The sequence below is a fragment of the Tsukamurella sp. NPDC003166 genome (assembly GCF_040611135.1).
Lineage (GTDB): Bacteria > Actinomycetota > Actinomycetes > Mycobacteriales > Mycobacteriaceae > Tsukamurella.
The window spans coordinates 340,880-356,394 of the sequence record NZ_JBEXNL010000001.1 but is presented as its reverse complement, the minus strand read 5'-3'; the positions used below and the strand labels follow the sequence as shown (position 1 = coordinate 356,394).

At 69.5% G+C, this 15,515-nt stretch carries 17 protein-coding genes; 4 read left to right on the top strand and 13 right to left on the bottom strand.

Annotation, left to right across the window (positions count from 1 at the left end; all coding sequences use genetic code 11):
* Positions 1 to 19: 19 nt before the first annotated feature.
* Positions 20 to 736: a deoxyribose-phosphate aldolase gene (gene deoC / locus ABZX10_RS01685; protein ID WP_355534079.1), complete on the bottom strand. Its 717-nt coding sequence runs from the start codon at positions 734 to 736 to the stop codon at positions 20 to 22.
* 7 nt (positions 737 to 743) lie between these two features.
* Between deoC and purU the strand changes: the two genes are divergently transcribed.
* Positions 744 to 1,619: a formyltetrahydrofolate deformylase gene (gene purU / locus ABZX10_RS01680; RefSeq protein ID WP_355533841.1), complete on the top strand. Its 876-nt coding sequence runs from the start codon at positions 744 to 746 to the stop codon at positions 1,617 to 1,619.
* Between the two features lie 19 nt (positions 1,620 to 1,638).
* On the opposite strand, the gene ABZX10_RS01675 is transcribed toward purU, so the two are convergent.
* The 5 genes from ABZX10_RS01675 to ABZX10_RS01655 form a co-directional block, all read right to left on the bottom strand.
* A complete protein-coding gene (locus ABZX10_RS01675) occupies positions 1,639 to 2,691 on the bottom strand; it encodes an alpha/beta hydrolase (RefSeq protein ID WP_355533839.1) in 1,053 nt (350 codons plus the stop codon).
* 24 nt (positions 2,692 to 2,715) lie between these two features.
* Positions 2,716 to 3,012, bottom strand: a complete 297-nt coding sequence (locus ABZX10_RS01670; RefSeq protein WP_355533837.1) for a DUF2516 family protein — start codon at positions 3,010 to 3,012, stop codon at positions 2,716 to 2,718.
* A gap of 74 nt (positions 3,013 to 3,086) precedes the next feature.
* The gene (locus tag ABZX10_RS01665; protein WP_355533835.1) at positions 3,087 to 3,701 is read right to left on the bottom strand and encodes a heparin-binding hemagglutinin; all 615 of its coding nucleotides are present in this window, start codon (positions 3,699 to 3,701) and stop codon (positions 3,087 to 3,089) included.
* Positions 3,698 to 4,078 carry a helix-turn-helix transcriptional regulator gene (locus tag ABZX10_RS01660; RefSeq protein WP_355533833.1) on the bottom strand — a complete coding sequence of 127 codons (381 nt, stop codon included), beginning with the start codon at positions 4,076 to 4,078 and terminating at the stop codon, positions 3,698 to 3,700. Before ABZX10_RS01660 ends, ABZX10_RS01665 begins: the two co-directional genes overlap by 4 nt.
* Before the next feature lie 108 nt (positions 4,079 to 4,186).
* Positions 4,187 to 5,503 carry a DUF445 family protein gene (locus ABZX10_RS01655; protein WP_355533831.1) on the bottom strand — a complete coding sequence of 439 codons (1,317 nt, stop codon included), beginning with the start codon at positions 5,501 to 5,503 and terminating at the stop codon, positions 4,187 to 4,189.
* A 49-nt stretch (positions 5,504 to 5,552) separates the two neighbouring features.
* Between ABZX10_RS01655 and ABZX10_RS01650 the strand changes: the two genes are divergently transcribed.
* Entirely contained in the window at positions 5,553 to 6,407 is an 855-nt protein-coding gene (locus tag ABZX10_RS01650; RefSeq protein WP_355533829.1) for a polyphosphate kinase 2 family protein, read from the top strand.
* Between the two features lie 448 nt (positions 6,408 to 6,855).
* On the opposite strand, the gene ABZX10_RS01645 is transcribed toward ABZX10_RS01650, so the two are convergent.
* Entirely contained in the window at positions 6,856 to 8,085 is a 1,230-nt protein-coding gene (locus tag ABZX10_RS01645) for a low temperature requirement protein A (RefSeq protein ID WP_355533827.1), read from the bottom strand.
* A 74-nt stretch (positions 8,086 to 8,159) separates the two neighbouring features.
* Positions 8,160 to 8,909: an SDR family oxidoreductase gene (locus ABZX10_RS01640; RefSeq protein ID WP_355533824.1), complete on the bottom strand. Its 750-nt coding sequence runs from the start codon at positions 8,907 to 8,909 to the stop codon at positions 8,160 to 8,162.
* A 120-nt stretch (positions 8,910 to 9,029) separates the two neighbouring features.
* Between ABZX10_RS01640 and ABZX10_RS01635 the strand changes: the two genes are divergently transcribed.
* Positions 9,030 to 9,914 carry a LysR family transcriptional regulator gene (locus ABZX10_RS01635; protein WP_355533822.1) on the top strand — a complete coding sequence of 295 codons (885 nt, stop codon included), beginning with the start codon at positions 9,030 to 9,032 and terminating at the stop codon, positions 9,912 to 9,914.
* Between the two features lie 4 nt (positions 9,915 to 9,918).
* On the opposite strand, the gene ABZX10_RS01630 is transcribed toward ABZX10_RS01635, so the two are convergent.
* The 5 genes from ABZX10_RS01630 to aceA form a co-directional block, all read right to left on the bottom strand.
* A complete protein-coding gene (locus ABZX10_RS01630; protein WP_355533820.1) occupies positions 9,919 to 10,161 on the bottom strand; it encodes a hypothetical protein in 243 nt (80 codons plus the stop codon).
* Positions 10,162 to 10,446, bottom strand: a complete 285-nt coding sequence (locus ABZX10_RS01625; protein ID WP_355533818.1) for a DUF6247 family protein — start codon at positions 10,444 to 10,446, stop codon at positions 10,162 to 10,164. It abuts the gene before it with no gap.
* Between the two features lie 64 nt (positions 10,447 to 10,510).
* Positions 10,511 to 11,263, bottom strand: coding sequence for a class I SAM-dependent methyltransferase (locus ABZX10_RS01620; protein ID WP_355533816.1), 753 nt, complete (start codon positions 11,261 to 11,263; stop codon positions 10,511 to 10,513).
* Between the two features lie 74 nt (positions 11,264 to 11,337).
* The gene (locus ABZX10_RS01615) at positions 11,338 to 12,207 is read right to left on the bottom strand and encodes a 3-hydroxybutyryl-CoA dehydrogenase (protein WP_355533814.1); all 870 of its coding nucleotides are present in this window, start codon (positions 12,205 to 12,207) and stop codon (positions 11,338 to 11,340) included.
* A gap of 174 nt (positions 12,208 to 12,381) precedes the next feature.
* Positions 12,382 to 13,674, bottom strand: a complete 1,293-nt coding sequence (gene aceA, locus ABZX10_RS01610) for an isocitrate lyase (RefSeq protein ID WP_355533812.1) — start codon at positions 13,672 to 13,674, stop codon at positions 12,382 to 12,384.
* A 403-nt stretch (positions 13,675 to 14,077) separates the two neighbouring features.
* Between aceA and ramB the strand changes: the two genes are divergently transcribed.
* Positions 14,078 to 15,478: an acetate metabolism transcriptional regulator RamB gene (gene ramB / locus ABZX10_RS01605; protein WP_355533809.1), complete on the top strand. Its 1,401-nt coding sequence runs from the start codon at positions 14,078 to 14,080 to the stop codon at positions 15,476 to 15,478.
* Positions 15,479 to 15,515 lie beyond the last annotated feature (37 nt).

The window sequence follows — 15,515 nt, the reverse complement described above, 5'->3', positions numbered from 1 at the left end:
TCGGGCCGCCCGACGGTGCCTACTCCGGGAAGCCGGCCAGCACGGCGCGCGAGCCGGACAGTCCAAGGCGGTTCGCGCCGGCGTCGATCATCTCCTGCGCGGCCTCGGCCGTGCGGATGCCGCCGGAGGCCTTGACGCCGACATCGGGCCCGACGGCCGCGCGCATGATCCGCACCGCGTCGGCGGACGCGCCACCGCTGGGGTGGAAGCCCGTGGAGGTCTTGACGAAGGTCGCGCCGCCCTTGACGGAGCGCTTGCACACCTCGGTGAGCAGGTCGGCGTCGCCGAACTCGAGCAGCGCCGCGGACTCGACGATGACCTTGAGCACCGGATCCGCGCCGATCGCCTCGCGGACGGTCAGCACGTCGGCGAAGACCCGGTCCAGCTCGCCGGCGAGGGCGAGCCCGACGTCGATCACCATGTCCACCTCGTGCGCACCCTCCTCGACGGCCATCCGCGCCTCGGCGGCCTTGATGAGTGTGTGGTGCTTACCGGACGGGAAGCCGGCGACGACGCAGGTCCGGGGAGCCCAGCGCCCACCGGCCGCGTGTACCTCCTGCGCGTCGATCGCGACGCGCAGCGGCAGCATCGACGGGGACAGGCAGACGGCGTAAACCCCCAGGTCCAGCCCCTCCTGGTAGGCCGCAGCGGCGGCGGCCTCGGCGGCCTCCGGCTTGAGCAGGGTGTGATCGACGAGGGCGGCGACTTCGGAGCGTGTGAGCACGTTTGAGACGATACCGTCCGTGACCCGCGATACCCGCTATGTCCTGACCCTGGGCTGCCCCGATACCACCGGCATCGTCGCCCGTATCTCGACCTTCCTCGCCGACGTCGGCGGATGGATCGTCGAGGCCGCGTACCACTCCGACGCCGACTCCGGCTGGTTCTTCACCCGCCAGGCGGTCCGAGCGGACAGCGTCTCACTGTCGTTGGACGAGCTGCGCGCGCGGTTCGCCGCCGAGGTGGCCGCCGAACTCGGCCCCGAGACGGAGTGGCGCCTGACCTCGAGCGCCGAGCCGAAGGACATCGTCCTGCTGGTCAGCAAGGAGGGGCACTGCCTGCACGACATCGTCGGCCGGGTCGCGACGGGTGAGCTGAACGCGCGCATCGCCGCCGTCATCGGCAACCACGAGGACCTGCGCGATTTCACCGAGCGTCTCGACATCCCGTTCCACCACGTGCCCTTCCCCGGTCCGGGCGAGGACAAGTCGGCGGCGTTCGCTCGCGTCGCGGAACTCACCGATGCGCTGGACCCCGACGCGGTGGTCCTGGCCCGGTTCATGCAGGTGCTGCCGGCGGATCTGTGCGCGGCGTGGGCGGGGCGGGCGATCAACATCCATCACAGCTTCCTGCCGAGCTTCGTCGGCGCCCGGCCGTACCACCAGGCGTTCGCCCGCGGCGTGAAGCTGATCGGCGCGACCTGCCACTACGTGACGGCCGACCTCGACGCCGGCCCGATCATCGAGCAGGACGTGGCCCGCGTGGACCACGCCGACGCCGCCGCGGACATGGTGCTCCGCGGCCGCGACATCGAGAAGGTCGTGCTGGCCCGCGGCCTGCGCTGGCACCTCGAGAACCGGGTGCTCGTGCACGGCCGCAAGACCGTCGTCTTCTCCTGACTCCGGGTTCGACGGTGCGCTACTCCGGGGCCCCGGAGGCGACGGGGCGTCCGTCGAGGATGGAGTCGAGGAGAGCGTTGAGCTTCTCCGGCTGCTCGAGCGGGAGCATGTGGCCGGAGTCGCGGATCACGGCGAACCGGTCCAGGTGCCCGGAGACGCGCAGCTCGCCCGCGATGACATCGGCATCGGACGGCGGCGTCAGGTGGTCGTACTGGCCGACCACCACGGAGGTGGGGACGTTCAGCTTGCGCAGGCCGTCGGTCACGTCGAGCCCGGCCAGCACGTGGCCCCACTCGCCGCGGACGTCGGGCGGACAGGTGGCGACCATGTCCTCGGTGTAGGTCACCGCACCGTACGAGGCGTAGCCGCACAGCGCCGTGTAGCGGATCACAGCCGTGTGCAGGCGGTTGCGGCGGAACTTCACCGGGGCGCCGAGCACGGCGTCGCCGAGCTTCTCGGTGAACCGCGGCGCGATCCGCGGCAGGGCGGCGAGCGGGGTGGCGCCGGCGAAGCCGGGCACCGCGTCGCGGGCGTACGTGGAACTGAGCACCACATGGTGCGCCTTCGCGGCGACCTCGTCGGTGTACTTGCCGGCCCACGCCATGATCGTGATGGCGCCCATGCTGTGGCCGACGAGCAGCGCCTGCTTCCCGTCCGGCACGTGGGCGTCGAGGACGGCGTGCAGGTCGTCGGCGAGAACGCCGGTGGAGAACGCGAACGCGCCCGCCTCCGACTCTCCGTGGCCGCGCTGGTCGTAGCCGATCACGCGGTAGCCGCGCGCGACGAGGTGCTCGACCTGGCGCGGGAAGTTGGCCACGTTGCAGGTCCAGCCGTGGATCAGCACCGCGAGCGGGCCGTCGGCGGGTCCCCAGACGCGGGTGTGCAGCCGGGTCCCGTCCCCGGAGACGACGGTGCCGTCCTCGCGCGGGCCGTCGTAGTCCTCGATCAGCTTGGCGTTGGCCGGCTCCGTCGGCGACGACAGCGCGTAGGCGGTGGCGCCGGCGGCGACCGCCGCGGCACCGGCTCCGAGGGCGCCGAGCGCACCGACGACGAGCTTGCTGGAGATCTTCATGCGACCAACCTTACTAACTAATACTCAATAGCGCGGGCGCCGGACCTCATCGAGTTTCGGCTTGACGTCCAGCAGGTAGACGAGCACACCCACCGCCGCGATCACCATGCCGAAGAAGCCGGGCAGGAAGATCACGAGCGCGCAGACCACGAGGGTGATGAGCCAGTAGTTCTTCTGCCACTTCCCGGTGGCCCGGAAGGCGTCCTCGGGGGTGCGGGCCGCGTGGATGATCGCGAAGATCGCGGCGCCCAGCAGCGCCAGCGTGAGGACGAGGGTCACGAAGAACGTGACGGTGCCGTAGCCCATGACGAGGAGTTCCATGGCACCAGCCTAAAGGTCGGGCGCCCGGCGGCAGTGCCGCCGGGCGCCCGGGGTGGAGCTGAGGGGTGTGACGATCAGGCGTCGGCCTTGGGCGCAGCCTTCTTGACGGCGGCGGCAGCCTTCTCCGTGGTCTCCTCGACGGTGGCCTCGACCTTGTCGGCGGCGGCCTGGGCCTCGTCACCGGCACGGTTGACCAGCTTCGCGGCGCGCTCGCCGACCTGCTTGGTGGCGGAGGCGACCTGGCCCAGCGAGGACTCGGTCAGCTCGACGGCCTGGTTGTAGGCCTTGGTGGCCTGCTCGGTGGCGTCCTCGATCACGGAGCCCGACTTGATGCGCTCGAAGGCGCTCTCGCCGCGCTCGGCGAGCGACTCGTAGATGTCGGTCGCGACCTGGATGTAGGCGGCGGCAACCTTGCGCAGCTCCTCGGGGGTGAACTTGGCGCGCAGCTCATCGACGTCCTTGGGCAGACCGTCCTTGGCCTCGGTCAGCTTGGCCTGCGCGGAATCGGCGGCCTCCTCGACCTTCGCCTGGGCCTCCTCGACCTTGGTCTGGAAGTCCTTCGACGCGTCGGTGGCTGCGGCGCGCAGCTTCTCGACGACCTCGGCCACGGCCTCGTAGGCGTAGTCACCGGCGCCGAGGGCGGCGAACAGGGGGGTCTTCAGGTCGTCGAGGGTGTTCTGCTCGGTCATGGCACGTTCTCCTTCAATGCGGTCTCGTTCTCGCGGCGGAAGCTCTCGTAGATGTCGAGTAGGGCCTGCTTCTGCCGCTCGTTGATGGCAGTGTCCGCGATCAGAGCGTCGCGTACCGGGGACTCCGGACGCTCCTCGAGGATCCCGGCCTGCACGTAGAGCACCTCCGCCGAGAGCCTCAGCGCTTTGGCGATCTGCCCCAGCACGTCGGCCGACGGTCGGCGGAGCCCCCGCTCGATCTGGCTGAGATACGGGTTGGAAACCCCCGCCCTCTCCGCCAGTTGCCGGATGGACACCTCCGCCGCAAGACGTTGCGACCGAATGAACGCTCCAATGTCGGATCCCGAATTCACTTCGGGCTCTTCATTGCTCGTCATGTCCGGCCTCCCGTCTGCGCGGCTGACACCACGCTAACAGCTAGTGCTAACTGTTGCAAGCATTTGGTTAGCAGTGTGATTCTGATCATTGACACGACCCGCGCGCCGTCAGAAGAACAGTTGAGTGATCGTGTAGATCGCCAGGCCGGCCAGCGCGCCGACGACGGTGCCGTTGATCCGGATGAACTGCAGGTCCCGACCCACCGCGAGCTCGATCTTCCCCGACGCTTCGTCGGCGTCCCAGCGCGCAACGGTGTCGGTGATGATCGAGGTGATCTGCCCCGCGTAGTTCTCGACGAGGTGCCGCACCGAGCGATCGACCCAGAAGTCGACCTTCCCGCGCAGCGCCGGATCGTCGCGCAGCCGCACGCCGAACCGGGCGGCGGACTCGCTGAACTTCTCCCGCAGCGTCGAATCGGGGTCGTCCACCGACGCCTCGATCATCCGCTTGGCGGCGCGCCACGCCGCCTGCGCCGCGGTGCGCACCTCCTCGCGCCCCATCAGCTCGGCCTTGACGTCCTCGACCTTGGCGATGGTCCGGGGGTCGTGCTGCAGGTCGGAGGCGAAGTCCCAGAGGAAGGTGCTCATGGCGTGCCGCACCTCGTGGTCGGGGTCGCTGCGCACCTTCCAGGTGAACTCGACGAGCTCGCGGTAGATGCGCTCCCCCAGCAGCGAGTTGACGAACTTCGGCGACCACTGCGGACCGTCGGTGTCGACGATCTTGTCGATGACGCCCTGGCTGCCCAGGGCCCAGTGGTGCGCGCGCTCGGCGAGCAGGTTGATCAGCGGCAGCTGGCGCTGCTCCTGCAGCAGGGTCTCGACGAGCCGCCCGATGGGCGGCCCCCACTCGGGCTCGGCGAGCCGCTTGATGATGGTGGAGTTGAGCACCGCCTCGACATCCTCGTCGCGCAGCACCTCGCTCATGACCTTGACCAGTTTCGCGGCCTCGGCGCCCAGCTTCTGCGAGTTGTCGGGGTCGGCCATCCAGTTGGCGACGCGGCCGCTGAGCTCGAGCGAGCCCACCTTGTCGGCGATCACGTCGGGGGTGAGGAAGTTGCTCTCGACGAACCCGCCGAGCGCGTCGCCCAGCTGGTCCTTCTTGCGCTTGATGATCGCGGTGTGCGGGATCGGCAGGCCCAGCGGATGCCGGAACAGCGCGGTCACCGCGAACCAGTCCGCCAGGCCGCCGACCATGCCCGCCTCGGACGCGGCCTTGACGTACCCGACCCACGGCCCGGCGATCGACAGGTGCGCGCCCTTGGTGTCCAGGTACTCGCAGATGAGGTAGATGATGGCCGCGCCGATGAGGAAGGAGAGGGCCAGCGCCTTCATCTTCCGCAGGTCTCGGCGCTTGCGCTCGTCGGGCGTGCCGAACGGGCTCGCCTGCGGGGCGAGCGGGGTGGCCGCCGGGGATGACACCGTCACGAGTCGATCTTGCCCGAAGATCCGGACGTCCGACGGATAGGGTGACCCCATGGCGAAGAAGAGCGGTTGGTCCGGTTCCGTCTCCGAGGCCCTGCGGTGGCGCCCCGGTGGCCTCGTGCAGGACATCGACACCTCCGGCAAGCCGGGTTTCGACGGTGACAAGGCGGCGGGCGAGGCGCTCCTCGCCGAGCGCGGGGAGCGGCTCTCGCAGCTGCAGGAGCTGCTCTACGCGAACGGCCGCGCGGGCGATCACCGCTCGGTGCTGCTGGTGCTGCAGGGCATGGACACGGCCGGCAAGGGCGGCATCGTCCGGCACGTGATCGGCATGGTCGACCCCCAGGGCGTCAAGACGGCCTCGTTCGGCAAGCCCACCGAGGAGGAGCTGGCCCACGACTTCCTCTGGCGCATCCACCAGCAGGTCCCCAAGGGCGGCCAGATCGGCGTCTTCGACCGCTCGCACTACGAGGACGTGCTCGTGGTCCGCGTCCACGACCTGGTGCCGCAGTCGGTGTGGGAGCCGCGCTACGGGATCATCAACAGCTTCGAGGAGGACCTGGTCGCGTCGGGCGTCACCGTGGTCAAGGCCGCGATGTTCGTGTCGCTGGACGAGCAGAAGAAGCGACTGCAGGAGCGACTGGACCGTCCCGACAAGTACTGGAAGTACAACCCCGCCGACATCGACGAGCGCGGCTACTGGCCGAAGTACCAGGAGGCCTACCAGGCCATGCTCGACCGCACCAGCGTCGACGGTGCCCCCTGGCACGTCATCCCCGCCGACCGCAAGTGGTTCTCCCGGCTCGCGATCACCGAGCTGCTGATCGAGGCCCTCGAAGGCCTCGGACTGGACTGGCCGCCCGCCGATTTCGACGTCGAGCACGAGAAGGCCCGCCTCGCCGAGGCCTGACCGTCCCGCCCACCGGTCCGACGGTGCCCGCCCGCCCGCGCCGACGGTGCCGGGCGCCGGGTAGGGCCGGGGTGGGGGACGAAACGCCGCGCGGGGGACAACCGAGCCCCCACCGGAAGCGCGGCGTCTGTTGGGGGCTCGAACGCCGGAGCCGCGGATCGGCGCGGCCCGGGGGACGACGGCGCGGCCCGGGGGACGACGGTGCGGCGCGGGGGACGACGGCGCGGCGGCTGCCGCCTGTCGGGATCCGCGCAGGCCACGGTGTCTGGATGGGTCCTGGCACCGAGGCAGGATATGCACGGGACGCATAGCCATAGCCTCGGAAACCGTAGCTGACCTGCGTCGATAGCGGTATGCATGGCACGCATCGCTCACCGACGTGACATGGTCACCTCCCCGCGCCCCGCGACCCCGATGTCACGGCCGGCATCGCCCCGGCACCGTCGGGCTACGCGAGGCGGGCGGCCCGGCGCTTGCCGGACCACAACTCCTCGACGACGACCTGCACCAGCAGGGCGATCGCGCTCCACACCAGGGCGGCGAGCGGCGTGGCACCCGCGGCCACGGCCGCGACGCCTGCGCCCAGCAGGGCGAGGGTGACGCACACCGCGAGGGCGCGGTGGCCGTCGAAGCCGGTGAGGTAGGCGTCCATGACGCCGATCCCGAGGACCGCGACCGCCAGCGGCACGACGAACGCCGTCGAGACCACCACGTTGCTCACGTGCGCCTCGTGCGAGATGCCGAGCGCCTCGACGTGCAACCCTGCGCCGAACGCCGCGACGCCCATGAAGATGACGATGTGGCCGTAGCCCCACGCGAAACACTTGCTCGGCGTACGAACGAGCGCCTCCCCCACCGGGATCGAGAAGTAGATCCACCAGAGCGACAGGTTGAGCACCATCGCCGCGATACCGAGCACGGCGATGTCGGGGCTCCAGCCCTGGGCCTTGAGAAGTGCCTGCAGGGCGACGACGGTGCCGACCACGCCCTCGCCGAGCGTGATGATGGTGAGCAGGCCGTAGCGCTCGGCGATGTGGTGCGGGTTCCACGGTGTCCGCTGTCGATGTTCGGCGATGTACGGCCCACCGAGCTCCATGACGAACAGGACCACGCCGATGAGCAGGAACTGGGTGAGCGTCAGCGGCGCGAAAGCGCTGAACACCCAACCGATCTGCGCGAGCGTGATCGCGATGATGTAGGTGATCGCGGCCGTGCGGTACCGCGGCGAGGAGACCGCCGCGCGGGTCCACTGCGCGAGCAGCGCGACGCGCATCACCACGTAACCGATCACGAGCACCGTGTTGTTCGGCTGCTCGTGGGCGGCGACCGACGCGAAGAAGGGCTCCACGCCGAGGCCCATGATGCAGACGCCGATCATCTGCAGCGCGGTGACGATCCGGAACAGCCAGTCGTCCGTGTCGAACGCGGAGGCCATCCACGTGAAGTTGATCCACGCCCAGATCGCGGCGAACGCGCACAAGCCGAAGCCGAGGAAGGCAGCCAGGTAGTGCGCCTCTGCGAGCGCGTCGGCCAGCTGCACGCCCGCGAGGGAGAAGACCACCACGAAGGTGAGGTCGAAGAGCAATTCCAGCGTGGTGGCCGTCCGACCCTCCTCGTGCGGGTCGCGCCCGGACATCGGGATCAATCTGCGGCGCATCGCCGGCGGTGCTTCACTCACTCGCGTCTCCCTCGTCGCAACCCCACGGAACGAAGCTCATCGTAGGCGCGCCGAACGCCCTCCGCCCGCCCGGTTCAGCGGGTGGTGTAGCCGCCGTTGGCGAACAGCGTCTGGCCCGTGATCCAGTGCCCGTCGGTCGCGAGGAAGTCGACGATCGGGGCGATGTCCTCGATGAGGGTCAAGCGACCGCCCATGCCCTGCGACTTGTGGAATTCGACGCGCTCGGGCGTCTCCTGGCCGTAGAAGAAGGGCGTGTCCATGGGCCCGGGCGCGATGGCGTTGACGGTGATCCCGCGGCCCGCGAACTCCTTGGCCGCGGCGCGGTTGAAGTGCTCGACGGGCGACTTGCCGCCCGCGTAGGTGGAGTAGCCGTCGGTGAAGGCGCCGAGCAGCGCCGTGACGATGGTGATGAGCATGCCGTCGTCGTTCAGCGTGCGACCGGCCTCCTTGATGAAGAAGTAGGCGGCCTTGGCGTTGATGTCCAGCATGGAGTCGTACTCGGCCTCAGAGGTTTCCAGGATCGGCTTGCGCAGCACCTTGCCGACCGTGTTCACCGCCACGTCGACGCCGCCGAACTCGGCCACGGCCGCGTCGAACAGCTCGGTCACGGTCGACGGTGCCGTCAGGTCGCCCTGGAACAGCAGGGCCCGCCCGCCCGCGGCCTCCACGGCGGCCGCGGTCTCCTGCGCCTGCGCCTGCGACGACGGGCTGTTGTAGTGCACCACGACGTTCGCGCCGAGGCCGGCGAGATGGCGACTGACCAGGCCACCGAGGTTCTTACCGCCACCGGCGACGACCGCCGTCTTCCCTGCGAGCTTCGTCATGTCTTCTCCCTCGTTGTCCGCATCCGTGTGTGCAGCACCCAACGTAGACACGGAAACGACAACCGACAATCGAATGTTATCGGACTATTCACCACTATTGTTTGTGAATAGACTGGCCCGGTGACCACGCCCGACCTCCGCCGCCTGGAGCAGTTCGTCGCCGCGATGGAGGAGCCCTCGCTCGCCGCTGCGGCCGCCCGTCTGCACCTGAGTCAGCAGGCGCTCTCCGCCGCGCTCCGCCAGCTCGAGCGCGAGCTCGGCACGCCGCTGTTCACGCGCTCCGGGCGCCGCCTCGCCCCCACCGCCGCGGCCCGTACCCTGTACGACGGTGCGCCGTCCCTCCTGTCCGGTGCCCGCCTGCTCGCGGCGCGCACCCGGGACGCGGGGGCGCAGCGCCGGCCGCCGTTCGTGGTCGGCCGCAGCCCCGCGGTGACCGCCGACGAGGCCTACGAGATCCTGGAACCGCTGATCGCACAGGATGATCCGCCGTCGATCACGGTGCGCGAGCTGTTCCCGGCGGCGATGGTGGCCGAGCTGCGAGAGGGCACCGTCGACCTGGTGCTCCGGCGCGGCGCAGCGCTACCGGACCAGGTGGCGGGAGGGACGCTCGTCTATCACCCGCTGCGGGTCGCCCTGCATCGCGACCACGAGCTGGCCGGCCGCGAGCGCCTCGCGCTGGCCGAGCTGGCGGCGTCGCCGATCGTGGTGTGGGCGCCGCCGCACGCCTCGTTCTACACGGACTTCCTGGTCGCGCAGTGCCGTCGGGCCGGCTTCGAGCCGGACCTGCTGATCAACCACGTGCAGGGCACGCCGCCGGCGACGGCGGTGCTCGCCGCGCCGCACGCCGCGGCGTTCGTGACCGGTCCGCCCGGGGAGCGGTTCGGGGGCCGGGTCACGGTCCTCGAGCTCGACGATGCCCCGCAGGTCCCGGTGCAGGCGCTGTGGCTGCCGCACACCACCGATCCGGTCCGCGCCGCGCTCCTCGCGACCTATCCCCCGGCCTGATGGCTCAGCTGACGATCCTCAAGACGATCACCTTCACGAAGTCATCGTTGACCGCGTACGTCAGCAATCCGCGCCCGTCGCCGAATACGGCGGTCCACTGGTCGGTGGACTTGTCGTAGCTCCCACCGCCCTTCGGATCGTCGAGAATCGCAGCGAACACGGCATCGAAGGACTCCTTCAGGTCGTCCGGGAGCTCGGCGTATTGGACCCTCGCGATCTCCATCCACACCGGCGAGTAGAGCGCCATCTACCCGGCACTCTGCGGTGAAGTCGCGAGACCGGCGAAGTCGCCGCGTGCGACCTGCTCGATGATCGCTCGCTCGTCATCCGTCGGGGGGTTGAGTCGCAGATGCGCGACGCCCCACCACCGGTTCACCACGCGCTCGACCCGGGAGAGGTCGAAGTCGTCGTCGGCCTCCGCGAGGGCGATGCGGAACTGTGCTTCGAATTCGGGAAGTTCCTCCGGAGCCACAACTGCGAGGGCATCCCGGATCGCCGGACCGGACCGTTCCACCGCCACGTACTCGCCCATGCATCGATGGTACGACGCACGTCCGACGTATCCCAGAATCCGGCGCGTCCGCGTCCTCGCGCAGTCAGGCAGGCTTTCTGGCCGTCACGAACTGCCCCTGCCCGCTGACGGTCTGCTGCACGTCGACGAGCCCGTACTCGCGCAGCCAGCCGGTGATCTCGTCCTTGCCGAACCAGCGGAAACCGGAGACCCGCTCCGCGGTCGACGAACCGAGGACGGACGTGAGCGGCGTCTGCAGCGACGTGAACAGCGCCACCCGGCCGCCCGGCTTCGTCACCCGGCAGATCTCGCGGACCGCGAGCCGGGGTGCCGGGATCAGGTACAGCGCGGCCAGACAGACGACGGTGTCGAAGGCGCCATCGGGAAAGGGCAGCTCGAGGGCGCTGGCCCGGACGTAGACGACGCGATCGCCCGCGTTGTCGCGAACGGCGCGCTGCAGCATCGCGTCGGAGACGTCCAGGCCGACGACCACGCCGTCGCCGCTGAGCTTGCGCGCCAACGGTTTCGTGTACAGGCCCGGACCGCAGGCCACGTCGAGGATCTTCTGGTCGCCGCGCCCCGTGAGGTCCTCGAGCAGCAGGTCCTGCCGGCTCAGCGTGCCGGAGCCGCCGAGGCTGAACAACCGGGTGAACGCCGGCCGCCACGCCTTCTCGTAGACAGCGGCCAGTGCCGGGTTGTGCATGAGTGCGTTGCTCAGCCCCGTCGGCTTCGCGCTCTCGGGCGCGAGCACGTCGAGGTAGCCGTGGGTGCGGTCCGGCTCGCGGCCGAGCCGGGTGGGGTCGAGCATCGCCTCGACCCGGTCGATCGCGCCGGTCATGCGGCCCACGCTAGCGCGCTCCGCGTCGACTCGGGACCGTTCCCGCTCCCTTGCCGGTTCAGCGACTGGCCCGCCTACTTCGCGGGGTACTCGAAGAACCCGCGGCCGGCCTTCTTGCCCTTGTAGCCGGCTTCCACCATGCGCAGCAGGAGCGGCGGCGCGGCGTAGAGCGGCTCCTTGTACTCCTCGTACATGGCGTCGGCGATGAACTTCACGGTGTCCAGGCCGATGAGATCCGTCAGCTTGAGCGGGCCCATCGGGTGCGCCAGGCCCAGCACGATCGCCTTGTCGATGTCCTCGGCCGTGGCGAATCCCGACTCGTACATGCGGATCGCCGAGAGCAGGTACGGCACCAGCAGGGCGTTGACGATGAAGCCCGAGCGGTCGGTCGCGCGCACGACCTGCTTGCCCAGCACCTCGGACGCGAACTGCTCGGCGCGGGCCACGGCACCGTCGGACGTGGACAGCGAGCTGATCACCTCCACCAGCGGGAGCACCGGCACCGGGTTGAAGAAGTGCAGGCCCAGCACCCGACCGGGGTTCTTCGTGGCCTCGGCGATGCGCTGGATCGGCAGCGACGAGGTGTTGGACGCGAGCACGGCGTCGGGGTCGGTGACCACGGCGTCGAGCTTGCCGAACACCTCGGCCTTGACGGCCTCGTTCTCGACGATGGCCTCGATCACCAGCTGACGGTCGGCGAAGTCGGCGAGGTCGGTGGTGAAGGTCAGCCGCTCGGCGGCCTGGTCCCGCTCCCGCTCGGTGATCTTACCGCTGGAGACGGCGCGGTCCAACGACTTGAGGATGCGCGCGCGACCGCCGGCCGCGAGCTCCTCGGTGGCCTCCCAGACCAGCACGTCGGCGCCGGCACGGGCCGACACCTCGGCGATACCGCCGCCCATCTGGCCGGCGCCCACGACACCGACCCTGGATACAGCTTCACTCATGAGAACTCTTCCGCCTCTCCGAAAATTCTGCCGATATGCAAGCGGCCCGCAACGTCGCGTTGCGGGCCGCCTGTCAGGTATTCGGGCACGTTCTGGGCGTACCCCAGTGGGATTACCCTCGTCTCACCTCACGCGCTCGTCGCGACGCGAGACCGGGCATCTCCCCGCCAATTCCTAGTGGAACTGGCCCTCTTCGGTCGAGCCCTTCAGCGCCGCGGTGGACGTGTTGGGGTCGACGGTGGTGGCGATGCGGTCGAAGTAGCCGGCGCCGACCTCGCGCTGGTGCTTCGTGGCGGTGTAACCGCGCTCCTCGGCGGCGAACTCGCGCTCCTGCAGGTCGACGTAGGCCGACATCTGGTTGCGGGCGTAGCCGTGCGCCAGGTCGAACATCGAGTAGTTGAGGGCGTGGAAGCCGGCCAGCGTGATGAACTGGAAGGTGAAGCCCATGGCGCCCAGCTCGTTCTGGAACTTCGCGATGGTCGCGTCGTCCAGGTGCTGCTTCCAGTTGAAGGACGGCGAGCAGTTGTACGCCAGCAGCTGGTCCGGGAAGTCGGCCTTGACGGCCTCGGCGAACTTCTTGGCGAGCTCGAGATCGGGCTTGCCGGTCTCCATCCAGATCATGTCGGCGTAGGGCGCGTAGGCCTTGGCACGGGCGATGCAGGGCTCGACGCCGTTCTTGATGCCGAAGAAGCCCTCGGACGTGCGGGTGCCGTCGAGGAAGGGCTTGTCACGGTCGTCCACGTCGGTGGTGAGCAGCGTGGCGGCCTCGGCGTCGGTACGGGCGATCACCACGGTGGGGGTGTTCGCGACGTCCGCGGCCAGGCGCGCCGAGGTCAGGGTGCGGATGTGCTGCTGGGTGGGGATGAGCACCTTGCCACCGAGGTGGCCGCACTTCTTCTCCGAGGCGAGCTGATCCTCCCAGTGGGTACCGGCGGCACCCGCGGCGATCATGGCCTTCTGCAGCTCGTAGACGTTGAGCGCGCCGCCGAAGCCGGCCTCGCCGTCGGCGACGATCGGCACGACCCAGTTGTCGACGGCGTTGTCGCCCTCGACCTTGGCGATCTCGTCGGCGCGGAGCATCGCGTTGTTGATGCGGCGAACGACGGCCGGAACCGAGTTGGCCGGGTACAGCGACTGGTCCGGGTAGGTGTGGCCCGAGAGGTTCGCGTCACCGGCGACCTGCCAGCCGGAGAGGTAGATGGCCTTGAGGCCGGCGCGCACCTGCTGCACGGCCATGTTGCCGGTGAGGGCGCCCAGGGCGTTGATGTACGAGCCGTCGCCCTTGGTCACGCCGTCCCAGAGGATCTCGGCGCCGCGGCGGGCGAGCGTGTGCTCCTCGACGACGGAGCCCTGGAGCTCCTCCACCTGAGCGGCGGTGTAGTCGCGCTTGATGCCGTTCCAGCGCGGGTTGGTGTCCCAATCCTGCTGGATCTCTGCGGCGGTCCTCGGCTGTCCGACGGTGCTCATTGGCTCCCCGTTCTTCGCTCTAGTCGATAAAGATTCAATCGGCCACCGGCGGCGGGCGAGAGGCTGATCGCTAACCCGCTTCACTGCACCGGCGTTGCGCCTGACGCCACTGTGCCACACCTAAAGCCGCAGGCCAAGGCCGTCGACGATGCCAAAGCAAGCCATGAAATCAGGGAGATCGTGCTAATCCTGCGAAGGATCCTCGCGCGGTTCGCAGAAAAAAGTACGTCCGTACTGGGAGTTTGCGGGCCCGGCTTCCCGGCCCCCCGAGGCCGTTTCCGACGGTCCGCCGCAGCCGGGCCGCGCACCGTCGGACCGGTTGTGTGACGCACTTCACTGCGAAGGCGGGGTATCGCGCCCGGAACGCATCGGTAGCTGGGCTTCCACGACTAATATTCGCTGCATGTCCAAGACCTTCGTGGGTGCACGCCTGAGGGGCCTGCGCAAGGAGCGCGGGCTGTCACAGGCGTCCCTCGCCGAGGCGCTGGAGATCTCGCCGTCCTATCTGAACCAGATCGAGCACGACGTCCGGCCGCTCAGCGTGCCGGTGCTGCTCAAGATCACCGACGTCTTCGGGGTCGACACGTCGTTCTTCAACTCGCAGGACCAGACGCGGCTCATCGCGGAGCTGCGCGAGGTCACGATGGACGTCGACGCACCCACCAGCACCGACGAGCTGTCCGAGCTGGCCCGCGACCACCCCGGCTTCGCCCGCGCCATGGTCGCGCTGCACCGCCGCTACCTCGGCGCCGCCGACCAGCTCGCGCAGGTCACCGACGGCCGCAACGACCCCGGCGCCCGCGGCTCGATCCCGAACCCGCACGAGGAGGTGCGGGACTTCTTCTACCAGCGGCAGAACTACTTCCACGAGCTCGATACCGCCGCGGAGGAGCTCACCGCCCGGATGCGCATGCACAGCGCGGACGTGCGCACCGAGATCGTCACCCGCCTCGAGGCCGTGCACAACGTGTCCATCCGCCGCCGCGTCGACCTCGGGGAGACGGTGCTGCACCGCTACGACCCCCGCACCCGCGTACTGGAGATCAACCGCCACCTGTCGGGCGGACAGCAGGTCTTCAAGATGGCCGCCGAGCTCGCCTACCTCGAGTGCGGCCGGGAGATCGACGCGATGGTCGACGGTGCCGGGTTCGGCTCCGAGGAGGCGGGTCGCCTCGCCCGGCTCGGGCTCGCGAACTACTACGCCGCGGCCGTCGTCCTGCCGTACACCCAGTTCCACGGCGCCGCGGAGGAGTTCGAGTACGACATCGAGCGGCTGTCCGCGTTCTTCTCCGTGAGCTACGAGACCATCGCGCACCGGCTCTCCACGCTGCAGCGCCCCAACCTGCGCGGCGTGCCCCTGTCCTTCGTCCGCGTCGACCGCGCCGGCAACATGAGCAAGCGGCAGAGTTCCACGGGGTTCCACTTCTCCGCGTCCGGCGGCACGTGCCCGCTGTGGAACGTCTACGAGACCTTCGCGTGGCCGGGCAAGATCATCACGCAGATCGTCGAGATGCCCGACGGCCGCAATTACCTCTGGGTCGCGCGCACCGTCGAGCGCCGCGCCGCGCGGTACGGCCAGCCCGGTAAGACCTTCGCCATCGGCATCGGCTGCGAACTGCGGCACGCGCACCGTCTCGTCTACGCGCGCGGCCTCGACCTGAACGAGCCGAACCCCACCCCGATCGGCGCCGGCTGTCGCGTCTGCGAGCGCTCCGGCTGCCCCCAGCGCGCCTTCCCAGCCATCGGCAAGAGTCTCGACATCGACGAACACCGTTCCACGGTCAGCCCCTACCTCGTCCGGTAGGTCCGTCACCGTCCCGGGTTCGACGGTGCGCCCGCCG

What these genes read in the sequence shown, in the direction of transcription:
- aceA (WP_355533812.1), bottom strand. Translation starts at nt 13,674, where the DNA reads ATGAGCACCGTCGGACAGCCGAGGACCGCCGCAGAGATCCAGCAGGAT.
- ABZX10_RS01675 (WP_355533839.1), bottom strand. Translation starts at nt 2,691, where the DNA reads ATGAAGATCTCCAGCAAGCTCGTCGTCGGTGCGCTCGGCGCCCTCGGA.
- ABZX10_RS01670 (WP_355533837.1), bottom strand. Translation starts at nt 3,012, where the DNA reads ATGGAACTCCTCGTCATGGGCTACGGCACCGTCACGTTCTTCGTGACC.
- ABZX10_RS01650 (WP_355533829.1), top strand. Translation starts at nt 5,553, where the DNA reads ATGGCGAAGAAGAGCGGTTGGTCCGGTTCCGTCTCCGAGGCCCTGCGG.
- ramB (WP_355533809.1), top strand. Translation starts at nt 14,078, where the DNA reads ATGTCCAAGACCTTCGTGGGTGCACGCCTGAGGGGCCTGCGCAAGGAG.
- ABZX10_RS01630 (WP_355533820.1), bottom strand. Translation starts at nt 10,161, where the DNA reads ATGGCGCTCTACTCGCCGGTGTGGATGGAGATCGCGAGGGTCCAATAC.
- ABZX10_RS01640 (WP_355533824.1), bottom strand. Translation starts at nt 8,909, where the DNA reads ATGACGAAGCTCGCAGGGAAGACGGCGGTCGTCGCCGGTGGCGGTAAG.
- ABZX10_RS01625 (WP_355533818.1), bottom strand. Translation starts at nt 10,446, where the DNA reads ATGGGCGAGTACGTGGCGGTGGAACGGTCCGGTCCGGCGATCCGGGAT.
- ABZX10_RS01665 (WP_355533835.1), bottom strand. Translation starts at nt 3,701, where the DNA reads ATGACCGAGCAGAACACCCTCGACGACCTGAAGACCCCCCTGTTCGCC.
- ABZX10_RS01620 (WP_355533816.1), bottom strand. Translation starts at nt 11,263, where the DNA reads ATGACCGGCGCGATCGACCGGGTCGAGGCGATGCTCGACCCCACCCGG.
- ABZX10_RS01660 (WP_355533833.1), bottom strand. Translation starts at nt 4,078, where the DNA reads ATGACGAGCAATGAAGAGCCCGAAGTGAATTCGGGATCCGACATTGGA.
- ABZX10_RS01615 (WP_355533814.1), bottom strand. Translation starts at nt 12,207, where the DNA reads ATGAGTGAAGCTGTATCCAGGGTCGGTGTCGTGGGCGCCGGCCAGATG.